This is a genomic window from Coxiella endosymbiont of Amblyomma americanum (genome assembly GCF_000815025.1).
GTDB lineage: Bacteria > Pseudomonadota > Gammaproteobacteria > Coxiellales > Coxiellaceae > Coxiella.
Map to the genome: position 1 here is coordinate 307,473 of NZ_CP007541.1, position 19,183 is coordinate 326,655.

Consider the following 19,183-nt stretch of genomic DNA (forward strand, 5'->3'; position numbering starts at 1 on the left):
ATTATCGCGTAATTATTAATGAAAAAAAAGATTAATCGTTCATTTGTTGGTTTAATTCATAATCATAATTTAGCACGTTATACTTCTTGGCGAGTAGGTGGTAATGCTGAACGGTTTTACCGACCTGCTAATTTGGCTGATTTACAAAATTTTCTTGTACAATTACCCTATAATGAACCTTTAACTTGGTTGGGTTTAGGAAGTAATGTTTTGATTCGTGATGGTGGAGTTAAAGGAACGGTAATCTTAACTTTAAATCGGCTAAAAAAAATTTCTTTTTTTAAGAAGAGTAATCGATTAATACTTCGTGTTGAGTCAGGGATAACGTGTCATAAATTAGCAAAACTTTGCGCAAATTTAGGATTAGAAGATGGAGCTTTTTTTGCGGGAATTCCGGGGACTATAGGTGGAGCCTTAACTATGAATGCTGGTGCTTTTGGAAAAGAAACGTGGTTTTATGTCACTCGAGTAGAAACGATAGATCGTATGGGTGTTTTACGTAATAGACAATCGGATGAATTTAAAATTAGTTATCGTGAAATTTTCGGTCTCGATAATCAATTTTTTGTTGCTGGGTATTTTTCTTTTGATCAAAAAGATATTATTAATGCTAAAAGAGCTGTAAATATTTTGTTAAAAAAACGTACTAATACCCAACCTATAGGAACTTTTAATTGTGGCTCTGTTTTTCGCAATCCTCCAAAAAATTATGCAGCTCAACTTATTGAATCTTCAGGATTGAAAGGTGTGAGGTTTGGAAATGCAGAAGTTTCAAAAAAGCACGCTAACTTTATCGTAAATACAGGGAAAGCAAACGCTTCTGATATTGAAAAATTAATACAGTACATCGCACAACAAGTTTATAAAATTCACGGTATTCAATTAATTAAAGAAATACACATTCTCGGTAATTATAACAATTCATTATAAAATAAAAGAAAAATATTTATGGATAAATACTGGTTGCGAAAATTGATTTTCTCTTTTCTATGGTTAATTATTTTCATTACTTTTTTTACTGTTTTAGTAGAAAAATTAATATTAAATAATCCAAGATTTTTTCCTTTACGTCAAGTGAAAATAGATGTAATAGGATCTTGCACTGCGACAGCAGAATTAAAGAAAATTATAGTGCCTTATATTTTTAATAAAGGATTTTTCTCTCTTAGCACAGGTTTATTGAAACTAATCGTAATGAAGTTACCATGGATATCTAAAGTTACTGTACAGCGAATATGGCCGGATAAATTAGAAATCATCGCTGTAGAACAACAACAAGCAGCGCGATGGAAAAATTCCAAATTAATATCAAAATTGGGTACGCTATTTACCGCACCGTCTTCAATTATTTCAAAAAATTTACCCCAACTTCAAGGACCAGACAGCAGCGAAAAAGCTATTTTTTCTCGATTTGAAAAATTTACGAGGCTACTAAAACCATTACGTATAAAGATAACCGTTTTTCAAGTATGTAATCGCGACTTGTTGCTTCTTACATTAAATAATGATACCAAAATTTATTTGGAATATAAAGATATTGATCAACGTTTTAGAAAATTAATTTTTTTTTATCGACAACTCATCAATCATAAAAATGAGTATCAAATTGACCGTATCGATCTTCGCTATTCTAATGGATTAGCTGTGCATTGGAAATCTAATTTTATCCATATCCCATGCAAATAAAAGAGGATTATGTATATTTCGACTTTTTTAGATTGTATTTCATATTATAAGCAATGAAATCCTCCGCGAATACCTTTACAATCAGAGATTTTCTTAATACTTATAAATATAACAAATGTTTACAGTTGCCATCAATGCAGCAACCTTAGAGTGGTTGACAAAAACACTATTTACGAAAGAACTAATAGAAAAAGGATTTGGGTGCTGAATAACAGTGCAACCTCACCTTAGTATAATTCTAGAATACAATAGAGATAAAATATGGTATATAGTACAAGAAGGCTATGATATACATAATGGCGTTATTATTTTTTCAAAATTAAAAATTTTCATATAAAGCATAACATGTAAAAAAGTTAATTAAGTTTAATTTTCACCCATCGGGGCATATTTGAAGAAAAAGGAAATGTCCACCTTTAATAATATGAAATAAATCTTATCGTAAACTTCTACTCTTCATATAATTTAAAGAATAGGGATTATAGTATTTCAATAATTTAAAAAAATCTTTGAAAGTGATAGAATTTTAAGGAAACTTTAGAATCACGATATTGGTTTTGATAGTGTTTTTAAGTATTTGCAAATAGATATATCGTTTACGCTCCGATATTTAACGGTCATTTAGATTATATACACACAGAGAAAATTTGGCGACGACTATTATGTCGAAACATCCGGAAAAGAATCTTCTTTTTGCATTAGATATTGGAACTAGCAAAATTGTTGCGCTCGTCGGAGAAGTAAGTCAAGATAATCAGATTAGAATTATTGGATTTGGAATGCATCCATCGCATGGGTTAAAACGCGGGGTAGTGGTTAACATTGAGTCGACAGTGCAATCTATACAACGTGCAGTTGAAGAAGCAGAGTTAATGGCTGGTTGTGAAATGCGTGCTACTTGTACAGGTATTGCTGGAAGTCATATTCGTAGTTTAAATTCTCATGGAATTGTAGCAATTCATGATCATGAAATTAATCAATCGGATATAGATCGAGTAATTGATGCAGCGAGAGCGGTGGCTATTCCTTCCGATCAAAAAATACTCCATATTTTACCTCAAGAATTTATTATCGATAACCAAGAGGGTGTGCGGGAGCCTGTGGGGATGTCAGGAATTCGTTTGGAAGCAAAAGTACATATTGTCACTGGAGCCGTAAGTGCTGCTCAGAATATAACCAAATGCGTACGCCGTTGTGGACTGCAGGTGGGTGATATGGTTTTAGAACAATTAGCTTCAAGTCATTCCGTACTAACTGATGATGAAAAAGAATTGGGTGTTTGCATGGTTGATATTGGTGGAGGTACTACTGATATTGCTATATTTACAGGAGATGCAATTCGTCACACTCACGTCATTCCGGTTGCGGGCGATCATGTAACTAACGACGTTGCTGTAGCTTTACGCACCCCTATACAATATGCTGAACAAATTAAAATAAAATATGCATCTGTATTACCTGAAAATGTTGATCCCAAAGCAATTGTACAAATTCCCAGTATTACTAGACAACCATTAAAACAAGTTAAAAAAAGAACGCTGGATCAGGTAGTTGCCGCGCGTTATGAAGAATTATTTGCATTAGTATTAGCTGAGTTGCAACGTAGCGGGTTTGAACATTTAATTGCTGCTGGCATTGTTTTGACAGGTGGTGCTTCGCGAATTTTAGGATGTATTGAATTAGGTGAAAGAATTTTCCAAATGCCGGTACGACTTGGACTACCGCAATATGTTAACGGATTAGTAGACATTCGAGATAATCCTATTTATGCAACGGCAGTTGGTTTATTACTTCATGGCTATCATAATCAAATTAATAATCGATCAACATTTAATCTAGATCGTGGTTTGAGTTTATGGAAACGAATGAAAAATTGGTTTCAAGGAAATTTTTAGGAGAGAAAAAATATGTTTGAGCTTACCGATACTGTGCCTCAGAATGCCAAAATAAAAGTGATTGGTATCGGTGGGGGTGGTGGAAATGCAATCGAACATATGATTACTGAGAGCATTAATGGTGTTGAGTTTATCTGTGCGAACACCGACGCTCAGGCATTAAGTCGTTCTAGTGCTCGTGTTATATTACAGCTAGGTGAAGAAATAACAAAGGGATTAGGAGCAGGAGCAGATCCTGACATTGGTCGTCAAGCAGCTGAAGAAGCACGAGAACAAATTCGAGAAGCGCTAGAAGGAACTGATATGGCTTTTTTAACGGCTGGTATGGGAGGCGGTACTGGGACAGGTTCAACACCTATATTTGCAGAAGTAGCTAAAGAATTAGGAATATTAACAGTCGCTGTTGTTACAAAACCATTTATTTTTGAGGGCAAAAAGCGCATGGAGATAGCGGAAGAAGGAATTCAAACACTAGCTAAGTATGTAGATTCTTTAATTACTATTCCTAATAATAAATTGTTAAATGTACTTGGTAAAAATATCACTCTATTGAACGCATTTAAAGCTGCAAATAATGTATTGTTAGGTGCAGTACATGGTATTGCAGATTTGATTACTCGCCCAGGATTGATTAACGTGGATTTTGCGGATGTACGAACAGTGATGTCTGAAATGGGTATGGCTATGATGGGAACAGGAATTAGTAGTGGTGAAAATCGTGCACGGGAGGCAGCCGAAGCAGCTATTTCTAGCCCACTACTAGAAGAAACAGATTTTACAGGTGCCCGTGGAGTGCTAGTGAATATTACTGCTGGAATGGATCTTTCTATTGGAGAATTTGAACAAGTAGGGGAATCTATTAAATTATTTTCGTCGGAAAATGCAACAGTAGTTGTTGGTACTGTAATTGATCCGGAAATGAGCGATGAATTGCGAGTAACTATTGTAGTCACAGGGCTAAGTATGCTGCAACAGAATACACACAATAACGTTGAGGTACCTTTTCAGTCTATAGATAATAATAAAAAAGATAGGCTATTGGATAACTATCGTCAATTGAATCGTGCAGTGCCCTTAAAGGGGAAGGAAGAACTTGCTAAACGAACGGTAAGAGCAGGAGAATCAACTTATGATTTTGAATATTTAGATGTTCCTACTTTTTTACGTTGTCAGAAGGAAAATTGACTTTTAGGTTTTTATTTTAGAAACACATTCGCACAGAGTCGAGCTGATGAAGATATACATTATGCAGAGGATATGTGTTTTTAAGAAAATAAACAAGTGATAAAACAAAAAACGCTAAAAAAAATTGTCAGAGTAACTGGCATTGGTATTCATACTGGTGAGAGGGTTTGTTTGACTTTACGTCCTGCTCCTGTTAATACCGGCATTATTTTTTACCGAACAGACTTAAATCCTGTAGTTGAAATTCCTGCTACAGTTAATTATATTTGTGATACGAATTTATCAACTAGTTTGTCAAAGAATGGCGTTCGAGTGATTACTGTCGAACATTTATTATCGGCTTTAGCTGGTGTAGGTATTGATAATTTGTATGTTGATCTCACTGCATCAGAACTTCCTATTATGGATGGTAGCGCGGAACCTTTTGTGTTGCCTATCCAATCAGTCGGTATAGAAGAACAAAATGCTACTAAAGAACTTATTCGAATTAAAAAAAGAGTAATAGTAATAGACGGTAATAAGAGTGTAATGCTAGAACCTTACAACGGATATAAAATTAGTTTTGATATCGATTTTAACCATCCTCTTTTTAAGAAACAAAACCAGAACATCAGTCTCGACTTTGCAAGTACTTCGTATGTAAAAGAAATATCCCGTGCGCGCACCTTTGGTTTTTTATCAGATTACGAATTTATCAGAAAAAATAATTTAGCTTTAGGTGTCAGCTTAGATAATGCGATTATATTAGATGAATATAAAATTTTAAACCAAGGTGGATTGCGTTACCCTGACGAATTTATAAAACATAAAATTCTTGATGTAATTGGAGATCTCTATTTACTAGGGCGTGGTATGATTGGGGCATTTTACGGGGTTAAATCCGGTCATAATCTTAATAGTTTTCTGTTAAGAAAATTATGGACTCAAAGAGAGCATTGGGAAATTACTACTTAATGATTTATGATCTTATGGTTATATATCTTTATATTTTTTCCATTTTTTGATTTGCTAGCCAATTTATTCTTCTTTTAATGTTAGATACTTGTTTTTCAATTTCTAAATTTTAACACGATGGAAATCTGGGCATACTTTACATTGAACCTTTTGAATTCCAATAAGTTTCTGTTTAGTAAACTGTTCTAGTAAATGAGGTATTAAATAATAAACTCGTGTAGCTAAAGCCGAATTTTCTAACTGGAGAATCAGCGTTTTCTGAGAAATATTCACAATGCGATAATGCGAAATTATTTCTGTAGGTAAAATTTGATTTAGGCATTTTTCTATAGCGAGAATTTTTCGTACCTGTTGTACAATTAACCTAAGCGACCTGCTCTGAAAACATTGTTTAATTGATTTTGGGTCATGCGTTTGCATTTGTACTTCGTATTATGAAAATTTCCCTTTGTTTGCTGATGATATACAATATCGTCCATGCTTGGCAACCTTATTAGAAAAGTAATTGGCACTCGCAATGATCGACTACTTAAAAGCTATTTTAAAACGGTAGTCAAGATCAATGCCTTAGAATCTAAGATGAAAATTTTATCTAATCAGACTCTAAGTGCTAAAACAAGCGAATTTCAAGAGCGATTTCAACAAGGTGAAAGTTTAGATATACTATTACCAGAAACATTTGCTGTAGTACGTGAAGTAAGCATGCGCACTCTAGGACTCCGTCATCTTGATGTGCAATTAATAGGAGGTATCGCTCTTTATAATGGAAAAGTTGCAGAAATGCGCACTGGAGAAGGAAAGACACTAGTAGCTACAATGCCTGCTTATCTCAATGCCCTTACTGGCAAGGGTGTCCATATTGTCACCGTCAATGATTATTTAGCAAAACGCGATATGACATGGATGAAACCTATTTACGAATTTTTGGGTTTAACTGTAGGGATTAATGTGCCTGGAATGACACTGAAAAACAAACAAGTTGCGTATTTAGCAGATGTTACTTACGGTACTAACAATGAATTTGGTTTTGATTATCTTCGAGATAACATGGTGTTTGATTTAAATCAACGCGTTCAGAGATCATTACATTATGCAATTATCGATGAAGTCGATTCGATTTTAATCGATGAGGCGAGAACACCTTTAATTATCTCAGGACAATCAGAAGAATCTTCAGACCTTTATGTTAAAATCAATAAACTTATTCCGTTATTAACTCTACAAACAACAGAAAAAAGACGACAAGAAGAAATCCTTAAAGAGAAAGGTGGTGATTACATTATAGATGAAAAGAATAGACAAGTTTATTTGACAGAACAAGGATACCAAACTATAGAAGATTTATTAGTAAAAGAGGGACTTATAAAATGCGGAGCAAGCCTATATGATGTGATGAATATATCATTAATGTATTATGTGCATGCTGCTTTACGTGCTCATGTATTATTACGTCGTGATGTCCATTATGTTGTAAAGAACAATGAAGTAATTATCGTTGATGAACATACAGGCCGATTAATACCAGGACGACGTTGGTCTGACGGTTTACATCAAGCAGTTGAATCCAAAGAGGGTAAGCCTATTCAGTTAGAAAATCAAACCTTGGCAATGATTACTCTTCAAAATTATTTTCGTCTTTATGAGAAACTATCTGGCATGACTGGTACAGCAGATACTGAAGCATTCGAACTACAGAAAATATATGGTTTAGAAGTTATTGTTGTACCTACTAACAAACCGATGCTACGTCGAGATGAGCCAGATCAGGTTTATTTAACTGAAAAGGCCAAGCTTCAAGCCATTATTAAAGAAGTAAAAAAACGCTATATAAAAGGACAACCGTTATTAATTGGTACTGCTTCTATCACAGCATCTGAAGTCTTGTCACAGTTTTTGAAAAAATCTGCTATTAAACATGAGATTTTAAATGCTAAAAATCATGAGCGCGAAGCAAAAATTATTGCGGAAGCAGGTCGTCCGAAAGCAGTAACAATTGCCACTAATATGGCTGGACGAGGAACTGATATTGTTTTAGGTGGAAATTTAGAGTCTGAATTAGCAGAACTAGATAATCCTTCTGAATTGGAAATCGAAAAATGTAAAATTGAGTGGAAAAAACGTCACGATACCGTTATTGTATCCGGTGGATTACATGTTTTAGGAACTGAACGTCATGAATCTCGCCGTATCGATAACCAACTTCGTGGTCGTTCCGGACGACAAGGTGATCCAGGGTCTTCTCAATTTTATCTTTCAATGGAAGATAGTTTATTGCGTATTTTTGCTTCTGATAGAGTATCTACTGTGATGCGCCGTTTAGGAGTTAAAGAAAACGATGTTATTGAGCATAAATGGCTAAGTCGAGCCATTGAAAAAGCGCAACAACGTGTAGAAGCAATGAATTTCGATGTACGTAAGCAGTTATTAGAGTTTGATGATGTAGCTAATGATCAACGAAAAGTGGTTTATCAGCAACGATTTGAGTTATTAAAAGCTGATAATATTGCTAATGCGATTAAATCGATTCGAGAAGAAGTGGTGCATAACATAATTGATCTTTTTGTTCCTCGAGATTTTAAAGAAGAGTGGAATATTCATGAATTAGAAAAGCGAATCAAAGAAGATTTTGGCATGGTATTTCCTATTGATAAATGGCTTAAAGAAGATACGTTTCTTTATAAAGAAACACTATGTCGACGAATAATCGATAGAATTGAAGATGTTTATAAAGAAAAAGAAAAACAAATAGGTTTAGATATTATACGAAATATAGAAAAAACAGTTACATTACAACTGTTGGATCATCATTGGAAAGAACATTTAGCAGCGATGGATCATTTACGGCAAGGTATTCATTTACGTGGTTATGCTCAAAAAAATCCTACACAGGAATATAAACGTGAATCTTTCGTATTATTTACGCAAATGTTAATGCGCATTAAATATGATATCGTTGCCACTTTATTAAAATTAGAAGCCGTGACAGAAAAACAAGTATTCAAAAATCAGCGATGGTTATTATCTCACCAATCATACTATACAGAACTACGATATAAACACCCAGAAAAAGTGGTTACTTTACAAAACAACACAACTGTTTCTGCTGTCGTTGCCGACAAGCAAGTTGCTAAGTTTTCTGTTATGCAATCTTTAACACATCCGCAACCTAAAATCAGACGTAATAGAGTTTGTCCTTGTGGTAGTGGACAGAAATATAAGTATTGTCATGGCAAATTAAATTGAATTGTTGAGAGAAGGAAAATGTTTTTTAGCCAATTTTAGATATAAACAATGTAGTCGAAATACCATCTTCCATAATATTGAGAATGTTTTATCATTAACAATTATATCGTCCGCTATAGACAATCGTTCTGTACTGTTGCTTTGCGATTTAAGAATCAATCTAATTTGATTATCAGAAAATCGGTTACGCATTTTTATACGCTGAATTTGTAAAGATAGAGGAGCGTCAACTACTAAAATACGATCAAGAAAATTTATTGAATGAAAAGTCTCTGTTAATAAAGGCATTACTAAAACACAATAAGGTGCGTTTATTTTTCTAATTTTTGTTTTTAATACGGAGATAATAATAGGATGCAATAAGTGTTCTAACCACCGTCGCTTCTTTGAATATTTAAAAATTAATCTGCGTAATTTAGGACGATCTATGGAGTTTTCTTCATTAAGAATCTCCTTTCCAAAATGTGTTTTAATCTTTCTAAATACTATTTTATTTGAGATTGTAATTTCACGGGCAATTTCATCAGCATCTGCAATTGGAACACCTAACATAGTGAAATAATACGCGACAGTACTTTTCCCACTCCCAATGCCCCCAGTTAAACCAATGCGTAACATTGTTTATATATAATTTTTTGACAATTGTAGAAAGACGATATGAAACCTTTTACTATAACATTAAGATTTCTTAATATCTTTCTGTTTTATAAAAAATTTAAAAAATCTATAATGCAACAGTATATTAATAATTAATTAAAATAATCCATAGAAAATTACGAAATAATGTAATTCTGGCATTTTAATAACAGTGGATAACTTTTCAACGCAATATTTTAGTTATTTGGCTTCCTATGTTCAAGCGATTATTATCTCTTTTTAGAGATACATGTTTTTAACTTGCCGGTATAGCTTAATTGGTAGAGCAACTGATTCGTAATCAGTAGATTGCAGTTCGAATCTGCGTACCGGCACTTATATAAAAACTTTTTGATGCTAGACTAAGCAAATCTATGTATTATAAACAATAAAACAATTAAAGAGACAATTCGTAGAAAAACCATTTCTATGGTTTACAGTTTTCTGATCAGCTGCTAAATAAATAAAAGGCTTGATTTTTGTTCTTATCTTTTTTAAGTGTACCGTATCCTAAAATCGATTCTGGATTGTCATAAAATTTTTAAACACAATTTTCTTATAAATTGTGATGTATAGTTAACCAATTTTTAGGTATTCCATGAACATAGAAACCGAAGTGAAGATGTGGACCTGTAGCCCATCCAGATTCTCCTACATAACCAATTACTTGTCCTTTATGAACCCACGAAAAAAGGTGAAGCTTTGCGAATTTTAACATATGACCATATAATGCAAGATAACGACGGTCATAGCATATCTGAATTGTTTTACCGTAACCACCTTTATATCCTATAAAAATAACTTTTCCTTCACCAATAGATTGAATAGGAGTGCCTGTTGAAGCAGCAAAATCGATGCCTAAATGAGGTTTTATTCTACGTAGTATAGGATCGTAACGGTGATAACTAAAATAACTACTAATACGTTTATAGTGTTGTAACGGAGCATTTAAAAAATGTACCGCATGATAGATCTTTAAGTTGTTATATTTACGATAAAAATGAGTATGATTAGCAGGCAATATATGATGATGTATAGTTTTTTTTTCGTTACTATTTTTGTTAAAAAAAACGAATTTAGTAGAAATAATATTGTCATAGTGATATTTGTCATTTTTAATGAAGTTTTTTTGATGCAAAAAATTGAAATAACAATCTCGATAGAGATCAAATATTATATTATTGTCTCCATTAAAAATTTTTTGTAATTTATATACTGTTTGAATAAAAAGATTTGATTTTTTTAAATCTTGGATTGTAGTTGACTGATTATTGCTTTTTAAGTAGTTGAGAAAAGCATTATTACGCACCACAGCAATAATAGTTTGCCATTTTAGAAAATTTAATGTGTCTATTTTTTTTATCATTTCTTTATTAAAAAAGGTAGAAGAAGTGGAAAAAATTAATTGTTTCATTGATATTGACGAGATATGTGTGTGAGTCTGAAGAAGATTTATTAGTATAGTCAATAGTATTGGTAGACTTTTAGTAAACAAAATCGATGATGCCCATTCTTTCTTCTCTAGTCGCATTATTAATTTCCTTTTAGGTAAAGACCGATTACAATTGCGTATCATACCACGCAATGCAAAGGTCCGGTGTTATGAGAGAAAATGAGATGACTTTATCAAAACAAGAAGTATTGCAAGAAATTAAACGTGGTGCTGCTGAAATTATTCCTGAACAGGAGCTACTGATGCGTTTACACAAGAAAAGGCCGCTTCGAATAAAATTAGGATTCGATCCTACAGCACCTGATATTCATCTCGGTCATACCATCTTATTAAATAAGTTACGTCAATTTCAAGTTTTAGGTCACGAAATAATTTTTTTAATTGGTGATTTTACCGGGATGATTGGAGATCCTTCTGGAAAAAATAGAACACGTAATCAATTGATATATGAAGAAATAATGAAAAATACTAAAACGTATAAGGAACAAGCTTTGCGTATTTTAGATCCTAAAAAAACCCAAATTATTTTTAATTCGACTTGGATGAATGCTCTAAAAGCTAATGATCTTATTCGTTTAGCTTCAACTTATACAGTTGCGCGGATGTTAGAAAGAGATGATTTTAATAAACGTTATATTGCGCAACAACCCATTTCTATCCATGAATTCTTATATCCTTTGTTGCAAGGTTATGATTCTGTAATGCTCCATACTGATGTGGAATTAGGTGGAACTGACCAAAAATTTAATTTGTTAGTCGGTCGTGAATTACAGAAGCATTTTGGTCAACAACCTCAATGTATTATAACTATGCCTTTATTACAAGGATTAGATGGTATTCACAAGATGTCGAAATCGTTAAACAATTATATTGGAATAACAGAATCACCTGCAGAAATGTTCGGAAAAATTATGTCGATATCTGATGATTTAATGTGGCAATACTACGAACTACTAAGTTTTCGGCCGACACAAGAAATTAATCGTTGGTATAAAGAAATAGACAAAGGGAAAAATCTTCGAGATATAAAAATTTTATTGAGTGAAGAATTAGTGGCAAGATTTCATGGAGAAAAAGTAGCCAAAGCAGAACGATGGAATTTTATTAATCGTTTTAAGCATTGTAAATTACCTAAAAAACTTAGGGAGATTACAATACTAGCCGAAAAGGGTTATATAGGTATTAGCTATATTCTACAGCAAGTTGGCTTAGTTAATACAATTTCTGAAGCTTATCGTATGATAATGCAAAAGGCTGTGCGTATAGATGGCAAACGCATTGAAGATGAAAAATTAATTATATCTGCTGGAGAAAGTCATTTGTATCAAGTAGGAAAACGTCGTTTTGCCAGAGTGAAAATTATTTAATTTAAAAATTATTTGTTTCCATATACTTCTTAACAGATTTATTCTATATATTAAAAATTAAATCATAATTATTGCAATCTTCGTTCATTTTTTGATATTGTAAAATATGTATTGACAATGTTAATGAAGGTGAATACGATAGATAGTGCCCATCGGTTGATGGGGTTGCTCTTTAACAATTGATAGTAAGTGAAAGCAGTTTATGTGGGTACTGTGTAATGGTTGAACACCAAAAAATAATTGACACGAACCCGCTTAACTGTGGCGTTTTGTGTCGAGCTTTTTGCCTTTAGAAAAAGGCGTATTTCTTTAAATTGAAGAGTTTGATTCTGGCTCAGATTGAACGCTAGCGGCATGCCTAACACATGCAAGTCGAACGGGACAGCGCGGAGAGAACTTGTTTTTCTCTAGCGAGTTGAGTGGCGAACGGGTGAGTAATGCGTAGGAATCTACCTTTTAGAGGGGGATAACCCGAGGAAACTCGGGCTAATACCGCGTAGTATCTCTTTTCATAGAAAAGTTGAAGAAAGCGGGGGATCCTTGAGTTTTTTTAAGGACCTCGCGCTAAAAGATGAGCCTGCGTCGGATTAGTTAGTTGGTGGGGTAATAGCCCACCAAGACGATGATCCGTAGCTGGTCTGAGAGGATGATCAGCCACACTGGGACTGAGACACGGCCCAGACTCCTATGGGAGGCAGCAGTGGGGAATATTGGACAATGGGGGAAACCCTGATCCAGCAATGCCGCGTGTGTGAAGAAGGCCTTCGGGTTGTAAAGCACTTTCAGCAGGAAAGAAAGTCTTAAAGTTAATACCTTTAATGAGTTGACGTTACCTGCAGAAGAAGCACTGGCTAACTCTGTGCCAGCAGCCGCGGTAATACAGAGAGTGCAAGCGTTAATCGGAATTACTGGGCGTAAAGCGCGCGTAGGTGGATATTAAAGTCGGGTGTGAAAGCCCCGAGCTTAACTCGGGAATTGCGTTCGATACTGAGTATCTAGAGTATAGTAGAGGGAAGTGGAATTTCCGGTGTAGCGGTGAAATGCGTAGATATCGGAAGGAACACCAGTGGCGAAGGCGGCTTCCTGGACTAATACTGACACTGAGGTGCGAAAGCGTAGGGAGCAAACAGGATTAGAGACCCTGGTAGTCCACGCTGTCAACGATGAGAACTAGCTGTTAGAAAACTTGTTTTCTGGTAGCGAAGCTAACGCGTTAAGTTCTCCGCCTGGGGAGTACGACCGCAAGGTTAAAACTCAAAGAAATTGACGGGGGCCCGCACAAGCGGTGGAGCATGTGGTTTAATTCGATGCAACACGAAAAACCTTACCTACCCTTGACATCCTCGGAACTTGTCAGAGATGACTTGGTGCCTTCGGGAACCGAGTGACAGGTGCTGCATGGCTGTCGTCAGCTCGTGTCGTGAGATGTTGGGTTAAGTCCCGTAACGAGCGCAACCCTTGTCCTTAGTTGCCAGCGGTTCGGCCGGGAACTCTAAGGAGACTGCCGGTGATAAACCGGAGGAAGGTGAGGATGATGTCAAGTCATCATGGCCCTTATGGGTAGGGCTACACACGTGCTACAATGGGCAGTACAGAGGGTTGCCAAATCGTGAGGTGGAGCTAATCCCAGAAAGCTGCTCGTAGTCCGGATTGGAGTCTGCAACTCGACTCTATGAAGCTGGAATCGCTAGTAATCGCGAATCAGAATGTCGCGGTGAATACGTTCTCGGGCCTTGTACACACCGCCCGTCACACCATGGGAGTGGGCTGTACCAGAAGCGGGTAGGCTAACCTTATAGGAGGCCGCTCACCACGGTATGGTTCATGACTGGGGTGAAGTCGTAACAAGGTAGCCGTAGGGGAACCTGCGGCTGGATCACCTCCTTAAATAAAATAAGGTGTGAGGCGTATTACCTGTACTCACATAAACTGCTTTCTCGCTATAAGTGTTTTTATTTTGAGATTTATAAAGGTCCGAGTGTTAATATTGTGATTCTAAATTAAGTTTTGCAATACTGGTTAGTTATAATTCGCTTGGGTCTGTAGCTCAGTTGGTAGAGCACACCCCTGATAAGGGTGAGGTTCGGAAGTTCAAGTCTTCCCAGACCCACCAATTTCGGGGCCATAGCTCAGTTGGGAGAGCATCTGCCTTGCAAGCAGAGGGTCGGCGGTTCGACTCCGCCTGGCTCCATAATCTGCTAGGCAGGACCAATTTTTTGTTCGTTGTACCCATAGCTTTATATGTTCGAAATTTTCATTTAAAGTTTCGAGTATATGGTGATGTGGTTTTACGAGCTTAAAATTTGAGGTGACTTGTTCTTTAAAAATTTGGTAATTTAAGTAAAGGCGCCAATATTTAGGTATTCTATAATTGTATCGTCGTTGATATATGACAACCGAGTAATAATCATTTAGGGTTGCATAGTCAAGTGAATAAGCGCATATGGTGGATGCCTTTGGCAGTAAGAGGCGATGAAGGACGTGGTAACCTGCGATAAGCTTCGGGGAGCTGGTAAATAAGCAATGATCCGGAGGTTTCCGAATGGGGGAACTCACTCCGTGTCTTTAATTAGGTACGGAGTATTGTATGTTGAATTCATAGACATATAAGGCAAACCTGGAGAACTGAAACATCTAAGTATCCAGAGGAAAAGAAATCAATTTTGAGATTCCGTTAGTAGTGGCGAGCGAAAGCGGAGTAGCCCGGTCACTAAATCAATGTTAACTTTAGCAGAATATTTTGGAAAATTTAGCCATAGTAGGTGATAGCCCTGTATGCGAAAAGGTTAGCAGTGTGGGTGACGAAGAGTAAGTCGAGACACGTGTTATCTTGACTGAATATAGGGGGACCATCCTCTAAGGCTAAATACTACTTACTGACCGATAGTGAACTAGTACCGTGAGGGAAAGGTGAAAAGAACCCCGGTGAGGGGAGTGAAATAGAACCTGAAACCGTATGCGTACAAGCAGTCAGAGCCCCCGCCTAAGCCCTTCTTTATTAAAGAGGGGCTTAGGCGGGGGTGATGGCGTACCTTTTGTATAATGGGTCAGCGACTTACTTACTATAGCAAGCTTAACTCGATATTGAGGGAGGCGCAGGGAAACCGAGTCTGAAATGGGCATTTAGTTGTAGTAAGTAGACCCGAAACCGGGCGATCTATCCATGACCAGGGTGAAAGTTAGGTAACACTGACTGAAGGCCCGAACCCACTACTGTTGAAAAAGTAGGGGATGAGTTGTGGATAGGAGTGAAAGGCTAATCAAGCTCGGAGATAGCTGGTTCTCCTTGAAAGCTATTTAGGTAGCGTCTTGTGTATGACTCTTGGGGGTAGAGTTACTGTTTCGGCTGAGGGACCTCACGGTTTGCTAAACCGAGGCAAACTCCGAATACCAAGAAGTTTTAGCACAGGAAACACACTACGGGTGATAAGGTCCGTGGTGGAGAGGGAAACAACCCAGACCACTAGCTAAGGTCCCAAAATTACAGTTAAGTGGAAAACGATGTGGGAAGTCTTAGACAGCCAGGAGGTTGGCTTAGAAGCAGCCATCCTTTAAAGAAAGCGTAATAGCTCACTGGTCGAGTCGTCCTGCGCGGAAGATTTAACGGGGCTCAAATTGTATACCGAAGCTGTGGAACTCTTTTAAGAGTTGGTAAAGGAGCGTTCTGTAAGCCTGTGAAGGTAGATTGGAAGATTTGCTGGAGGTATCAGAAGTGCGAATGCTGACATAAGTAACGATAATGTAGGTGAAAAACCTACACACCGAAAGTCTAAGGTTTCCTGCGCAACGCTAATCGACGCAGGGTGAGTCGATACCTAAGGTGAGGCAGAAATGCGTAATCGATGGGCAACAGGTTAATATTCCTGTACTTTATAATACTGCGATGGGAGGACGGAGAAGGCTAGATCAGCCATCCGATGGTTGTGATGAGTTTAAGTGCGTAGGAAGGATTCTTTGGAAAATCCGAGAATCTAAATTCTGAGACACAATAACGAAGCATAATTTTTTATGTGAAGTGATTGATGCCATGCTTCCAGGAAAAGTCTCTAAGCTTCAGGTATTATAAAACCGTACCACAAACCGACACAGGTAGACAGGTAGAGAATACTAAGGTGTCTGAGAGAACTTAGGTGAAGGAACTAGGCAAAATAGCACCGTAACTTCGGGAGAAGGTGTGCCTTTAAGTTAGTGAAGATCTTTGCGATTAGAGCTAAAAAAGGTTGCAAATACTAGGTGGCTGCGACTGTTTATTAAAAACACAGCACTCTGCGAACTTGTAAGAGGAAGTATAGGGTGTGACGCCTGCCCGGTGCCGGAAGGTTAAGTGATGAAGTTAATCCTTTTGGATGAAGCTTTGGATCAAAGCCCCGGTAAACGGCGGCCGTAACTATAACGGTCCTAAGGTAGCGAAATTCCTTGTCGGGTAAGTTCCGACCTGCACGAATGGCGTAACGATGGCCACACTGTCTCCACCTAAGGCTCAGTGAAATTGAAATCGCTGTGAAGATGCAGCGTACCCGCGGCTAGACGGAAAGACCCCGTGAACCTTTACTATAGCTTTATATTGAACTTTGAATATCCCTGTGTAGGATAGGTGGGAGACTTTGAAACCAAAGCGCTAGCTCTGGTGGAGTTGCCCTTGAAATACCACCCTGGTTTATTCGGAGGTCTAACCTCGATCCGTTATCCGGATCAGGGACAGTGTATGGTAGGTAGTTTGACTGGGGCGGTCTCCTCCAAAAGAGTAACGGAGGAGTACAAAGGTACCCTCAGCACGGTCGGAAATCGTGCATTGTGTGCAAAGGCATAAGGGTGCTTGACTGTGAGACTGACAAGTCGAGCAGGTACGAAAGTAGGTCTTAGTGATCCGGTGGTTCCTTATGGACGGGCCATCGCTCAACGAATAAAAGGTACTCCGGGGATAACAGGCTGATACCACCCAAGAGTTCATATCGACGGTGGTGTTTGGCACCTCGATGTCGGCTCATCACATCCTGGGGCTGTAGCAGGTCCCAAGGGTATGGCTGTTCGCCATTTAAAGTGGTACGTGAGCTGGGTTTAGAACGTCGTGAGACAGTTCGGTCCCTATCTACCGTGGGCGTTGGAGATTTGAAAGGAGCTGCTCCTAGTACGAGAGGACCGGAGTGGACGTACCTCTGGTGTTCCGGTTGTCACGCCAGTGGCATTGCCGGGTAGCTACGTACGGATGGGATAACCGCTGAAAGCATATAAGCGGGAAGCCCTCCTTAAGATGAGATCTCCCGGGTCTCGAGAAGATCCCTAAAGATTCGTTGAAGACTACGACGTTGATAGGCAGGATGTGGAAACTCAGTAATGAGTGGAGCTAACCTGTACTAATTAATCGTGTGGCTTGACTATGCATACCTAAATGATTTTTTGTTTTATAAGCCTTTACTTTATGTTGCTAAACAATATAACTTGTTATTTTTTAATTTCCCGGTGGTTTAGCAAGTGGGACCCACCTGATTCCATTTCGAACTCAGAAGTGAAAACGCTTAGCGCTGATGATAGTATGATTGTTTTCATGCGAAAGTAAGTCACCACCGGGATTGCTTTTCTTTTGAGGAGAGAAAGGAAGAGAAAGAGCTTTCAACGGAATTTCACAATACGGTTTTTGATTTGTTTTACTCTGTATAATCTTCAAACTCACAATATAATGAATAATTTTAATCAATATTTACGATTTACACGTGAAGAGTGGCGCTCTTTTCTTAAGAGTACTGCGTTTGCTTGTAATGCAGACAATAATTTTAGAGATACATGTTTTTATCAACAAGCAAAAGAATCGGTGATTTCTTTAAAAGAAATTAAAGAAATTTATTTACCGCTTTCTCAATTGTTGAGCATCTATGTGACTGCACAGCAAGTATCTCGGATTTATGATAATTCTATGAAGTTAAAGCCTAAAATTCCTTACATCATAGGGATTTCTGGAAGCGTAGTCGCAGGGAAAAGTACAACATCTCAAGTGTTAAAGATATTATTGTCTCGCTGTCCAAATCATCCTAATGTAAAAATTGTTACAACCGATGGTTTTTTATATTCCAATGCTAGACTTGCACGTCAAGGGCTTATGAATAAAAAAGGTTTTCCAGAGAGTTACAATATGAAATATTTATTGCAAGTTTTTCATGCTATTAAATCCGGGGAGCGTAATGTACCGATTCCTATCTATTCTCATCATTATTATGATGTTATCCCTGATAAATATGAAATCGTTAATCAACCTGACATTGTTATTTTTGAAGGATTGAATCTTTTAAAGACTTTTACAAGAAAATTGTACCGTGATGATACTAACAATAGTAGGGCGTCTGTTTCTAATTTTTTTGATTTTTTCGTAATTATAGATGCTAAAGTTGCAATTATTAAAAACTGGTATATTGATCGGATTTTGAGTTTCTGGTATGGGATTTTCAGATCACCCGATGCCTATTTTCATTATTTAACTTCTTATTCTAAAAAAGACGTAGTAATGTTTGCCAAGAAAAAATGGAAAGAGACCAACGAAGTAAATTTTCTTAAGAATATATTACCGTTTAGATACTGTGCTCAGTTAATTTTAGAAAAGACAGATGATCATTCTGTGCAAAAAATTTATTTAAAAAAAGCCGCTGTTAATATTAGAATACAGCAACAGACTGTTTAAACTTTGAGATCCACGATTTTGTTAACTTTAGATAAAACGCGTGAAGTTGTTATATTCTTCCTTAAAAAGCTAGTTTAGATTAAAATTTATAAAT

The 19,183-nt window shown here is 36.8% G+C and carries 11 protein-coding genes, 3 tRNA genes and 3 rRNA genes; 14 read left to right on the forward strand and 3 right to left on the reverse strand.

The window, feature by feature from the left end; translation table 11 throughout:
* The first annotated feature begins 18 nt into the window (after positions 1-18).
* The 5 genes from murB (at position 19) to lpxC (ending at position 5,720) form a co-directional block, all read left to right on the forward strand.
* The gene (murB, locus tag Z664_RS01390; RefSeq protein WP_039669924.1) at positions 19-930 is read left to right on the forward strand and encodes a UDP-N-acetylmuramate dehydrogenase; all 912 of its coding nucleotides are present in this window, start codon (positions 19-21) and stop codon (positions 928-930) included.
* Positions 931-948: 18 nt separating this feature from the next.
* On the forward strand, positions 949-1,686 hold the full coding sequence (locus tag Z664_RS01395) for a cell division protein FtsQ/DivIB (protein WP_039669925.1): 738 nt from the start codon (positions 949-951) through the stop codon (positions 1,684-1,686).
* Between the two features lie 662 nt (positions 1,687-2,348).
* On the forward strand, positions 2,349-3,581 hold the full coding sequence (gene ftsA / locus Z664_RS01400) for a cell division protein FtsA (RefSeq protein WP_039669926.1): 1,233 nt from the start codon (positions 2,349-2,351) through the stop codon (positions 3,579-3,581).
* A 12-nt stretch (positions 3,582-3,593) separates the two neighbouring features.
* On the forward strand, positions 3,594-4,766 hold the full coding sequence (gene ftsZ / locus Z664_RS01405; protein WP_039669927.1) for a cell division protein FtsZ: 1,173 nt from the start codon (positions 3,594-3,596) through the stop codon (positions 4,764-4,766).
* Positions 4,767-4,862: 96 nt separating this feature from the next.
* Positions 4,863-5,720 carry a UDP-3-O-acyl-N-acetylglucosamine deacetylase gene (gene lpxC / locus Z664_RS01410; RefSeq protein ID WP_039670220.1) on the forward strand — a complete coding sequence of 286 codons (858 nt, stop codon included), beginning with the start codon at positions 4,863-4,865 and terminating at the stop codon, positions 5,718-5,720.
* A gap of 102 nt (positions 5,721-5,822) precedes the next feature.
* Here the strand turns inward: lpxC and Z664_RS01415 are convergent, their stop codons facing one another.
* The gene (locus Z664_RS01415) at positions 5,823-6,140 is read right to left on the reverse strand and encodes a DciA family protein (protein ID WP_039669928.1); all 318 of its coding nucleotides are present in this window, start codon (positions 6,138-6,140) and stop codon (positions 5,823-5,825) included.
* 57 nt (positions 6,141-6,197) lie between these two features.
* Between Z664_RS01415 and secA the strand changes: the two genes are divergently transcribed.
* The gene (secA, locus tag Z664_RS01420; RefSeq protein WP_039669929.1) at positions 6,198-8,963 is read left to right on the forward strand and encodes a preprotein translocase subunit SecA; all 2,766 of its coding nucleotides are present in this window, start codon (positions 6,198-6,200) and stop codon (positions 8,961-8,963) included.
* Here secA and coaE read toward each other — a convergent pair.
* Positions 8,955-9,581, reverse strand: a complete 627-nt coding sequence (coaE, locus tag Z664_RS01425; RefSeq protein ID WP_039669930.1) for a dephospho-CoA kinase — start codon at positions 9,579-9,581, stop codon at positions 8,955-8,957. The two genes, secA and coaE, sit on opposite strands and share 9 nt — an antisense overlap.
* 281 nt (positions 9,582-9,862) lie before the next feature.
* Here coaE and Z664_RS01430 point away from each other — a divergent pair.
* Positions 9,863-9,934 (forward strand) — tRNA-Thr (locus Z664_RS01430).
* A 221-nt stretch (positions 9,935-10,155) separates the two neighbouring features.
* Here Z664_RS01430 and Z664_RS01435 read toward each other — a convergent pair.
* On the reverse strand, positions 10,156-11,130 hold the full coding sequence (locus Z664_RS01435; RefSeq protein WP_167885011.1) for a M23 family metallopeptidase: 975 nt from the start codon (positions 11,128-11,130) through the stop codon (positions 10,156-10,158).
* Positions 11,131-11,201: 71 nt separating this feature from the next.
* On the opposite strand from Z664_RS01435, the gene tyrS reads away from it, so the two are divergent.
* From tyrS to coaA, 7 genes are all read left to right on the forward strand, one after another.
* The gene (tyrS, locus tag Z664_RS01440) at positions 11,202-12,419 is read left to right on the forward strand and encodes a tyrosine--tRNA ligase (RefSeq protein WP_245591086.1); all 1,218 of its coding nucleotides are present in this window, start codon (positions 11,202-11,204) and stop codon (positions 12,417-12,419) included.
* 311 nt (positions 12,420-12,730) lie between these two features.
* Positions 12,731-14,306 (forward strand): 16S ribosomal RNA (locus tag Z664_RS01445).
* 149 nt (positions 14,307-14,455) lie between these two features.
* Positions 14,456-14,532: transfer RNA gene (locus tag Z664_RS01450), tRNA-Ile, on the forward strand.
* Between the two features lie 5 nt (positions 14,533-14,537).
* Positions 14,538-14,610 (forward strand) — tRNA-Ala (locus Z664_RS01455).
* A gap of 232 nt (positions 14,611-14,842) precedes the next feature.
* Positions 14,843-17,798 (forward strand): 23S ribosomal RNA (locus Z664_RS01460).
* Positions 17,799-17,875: 77 nt separating this feature from the next.
* Positions 17,876-17,989, forward strand: a 5S ribosomal RNA gene (gene rrf / locus Z664_RS01465).
* Together the 16S, 23S and 5S rRNA genes with 2 tRNA genes alongside form the textbook arrangement of a ribosomal RNA operon.
* Before the next feature lie 107 nt (positions 17,990-18,096).
* Entirely contained in the window at positions 18,097-19,089 is a 993-nt protein-coding gene (gene coaA / locus Z664_RS01470; RefSeq protein ID WP_052246330.1) for a type I pantothenate kinase, read from the forward strand.
* Positions 19,090-19,183 lie beyond the last annotated feature (94 nt).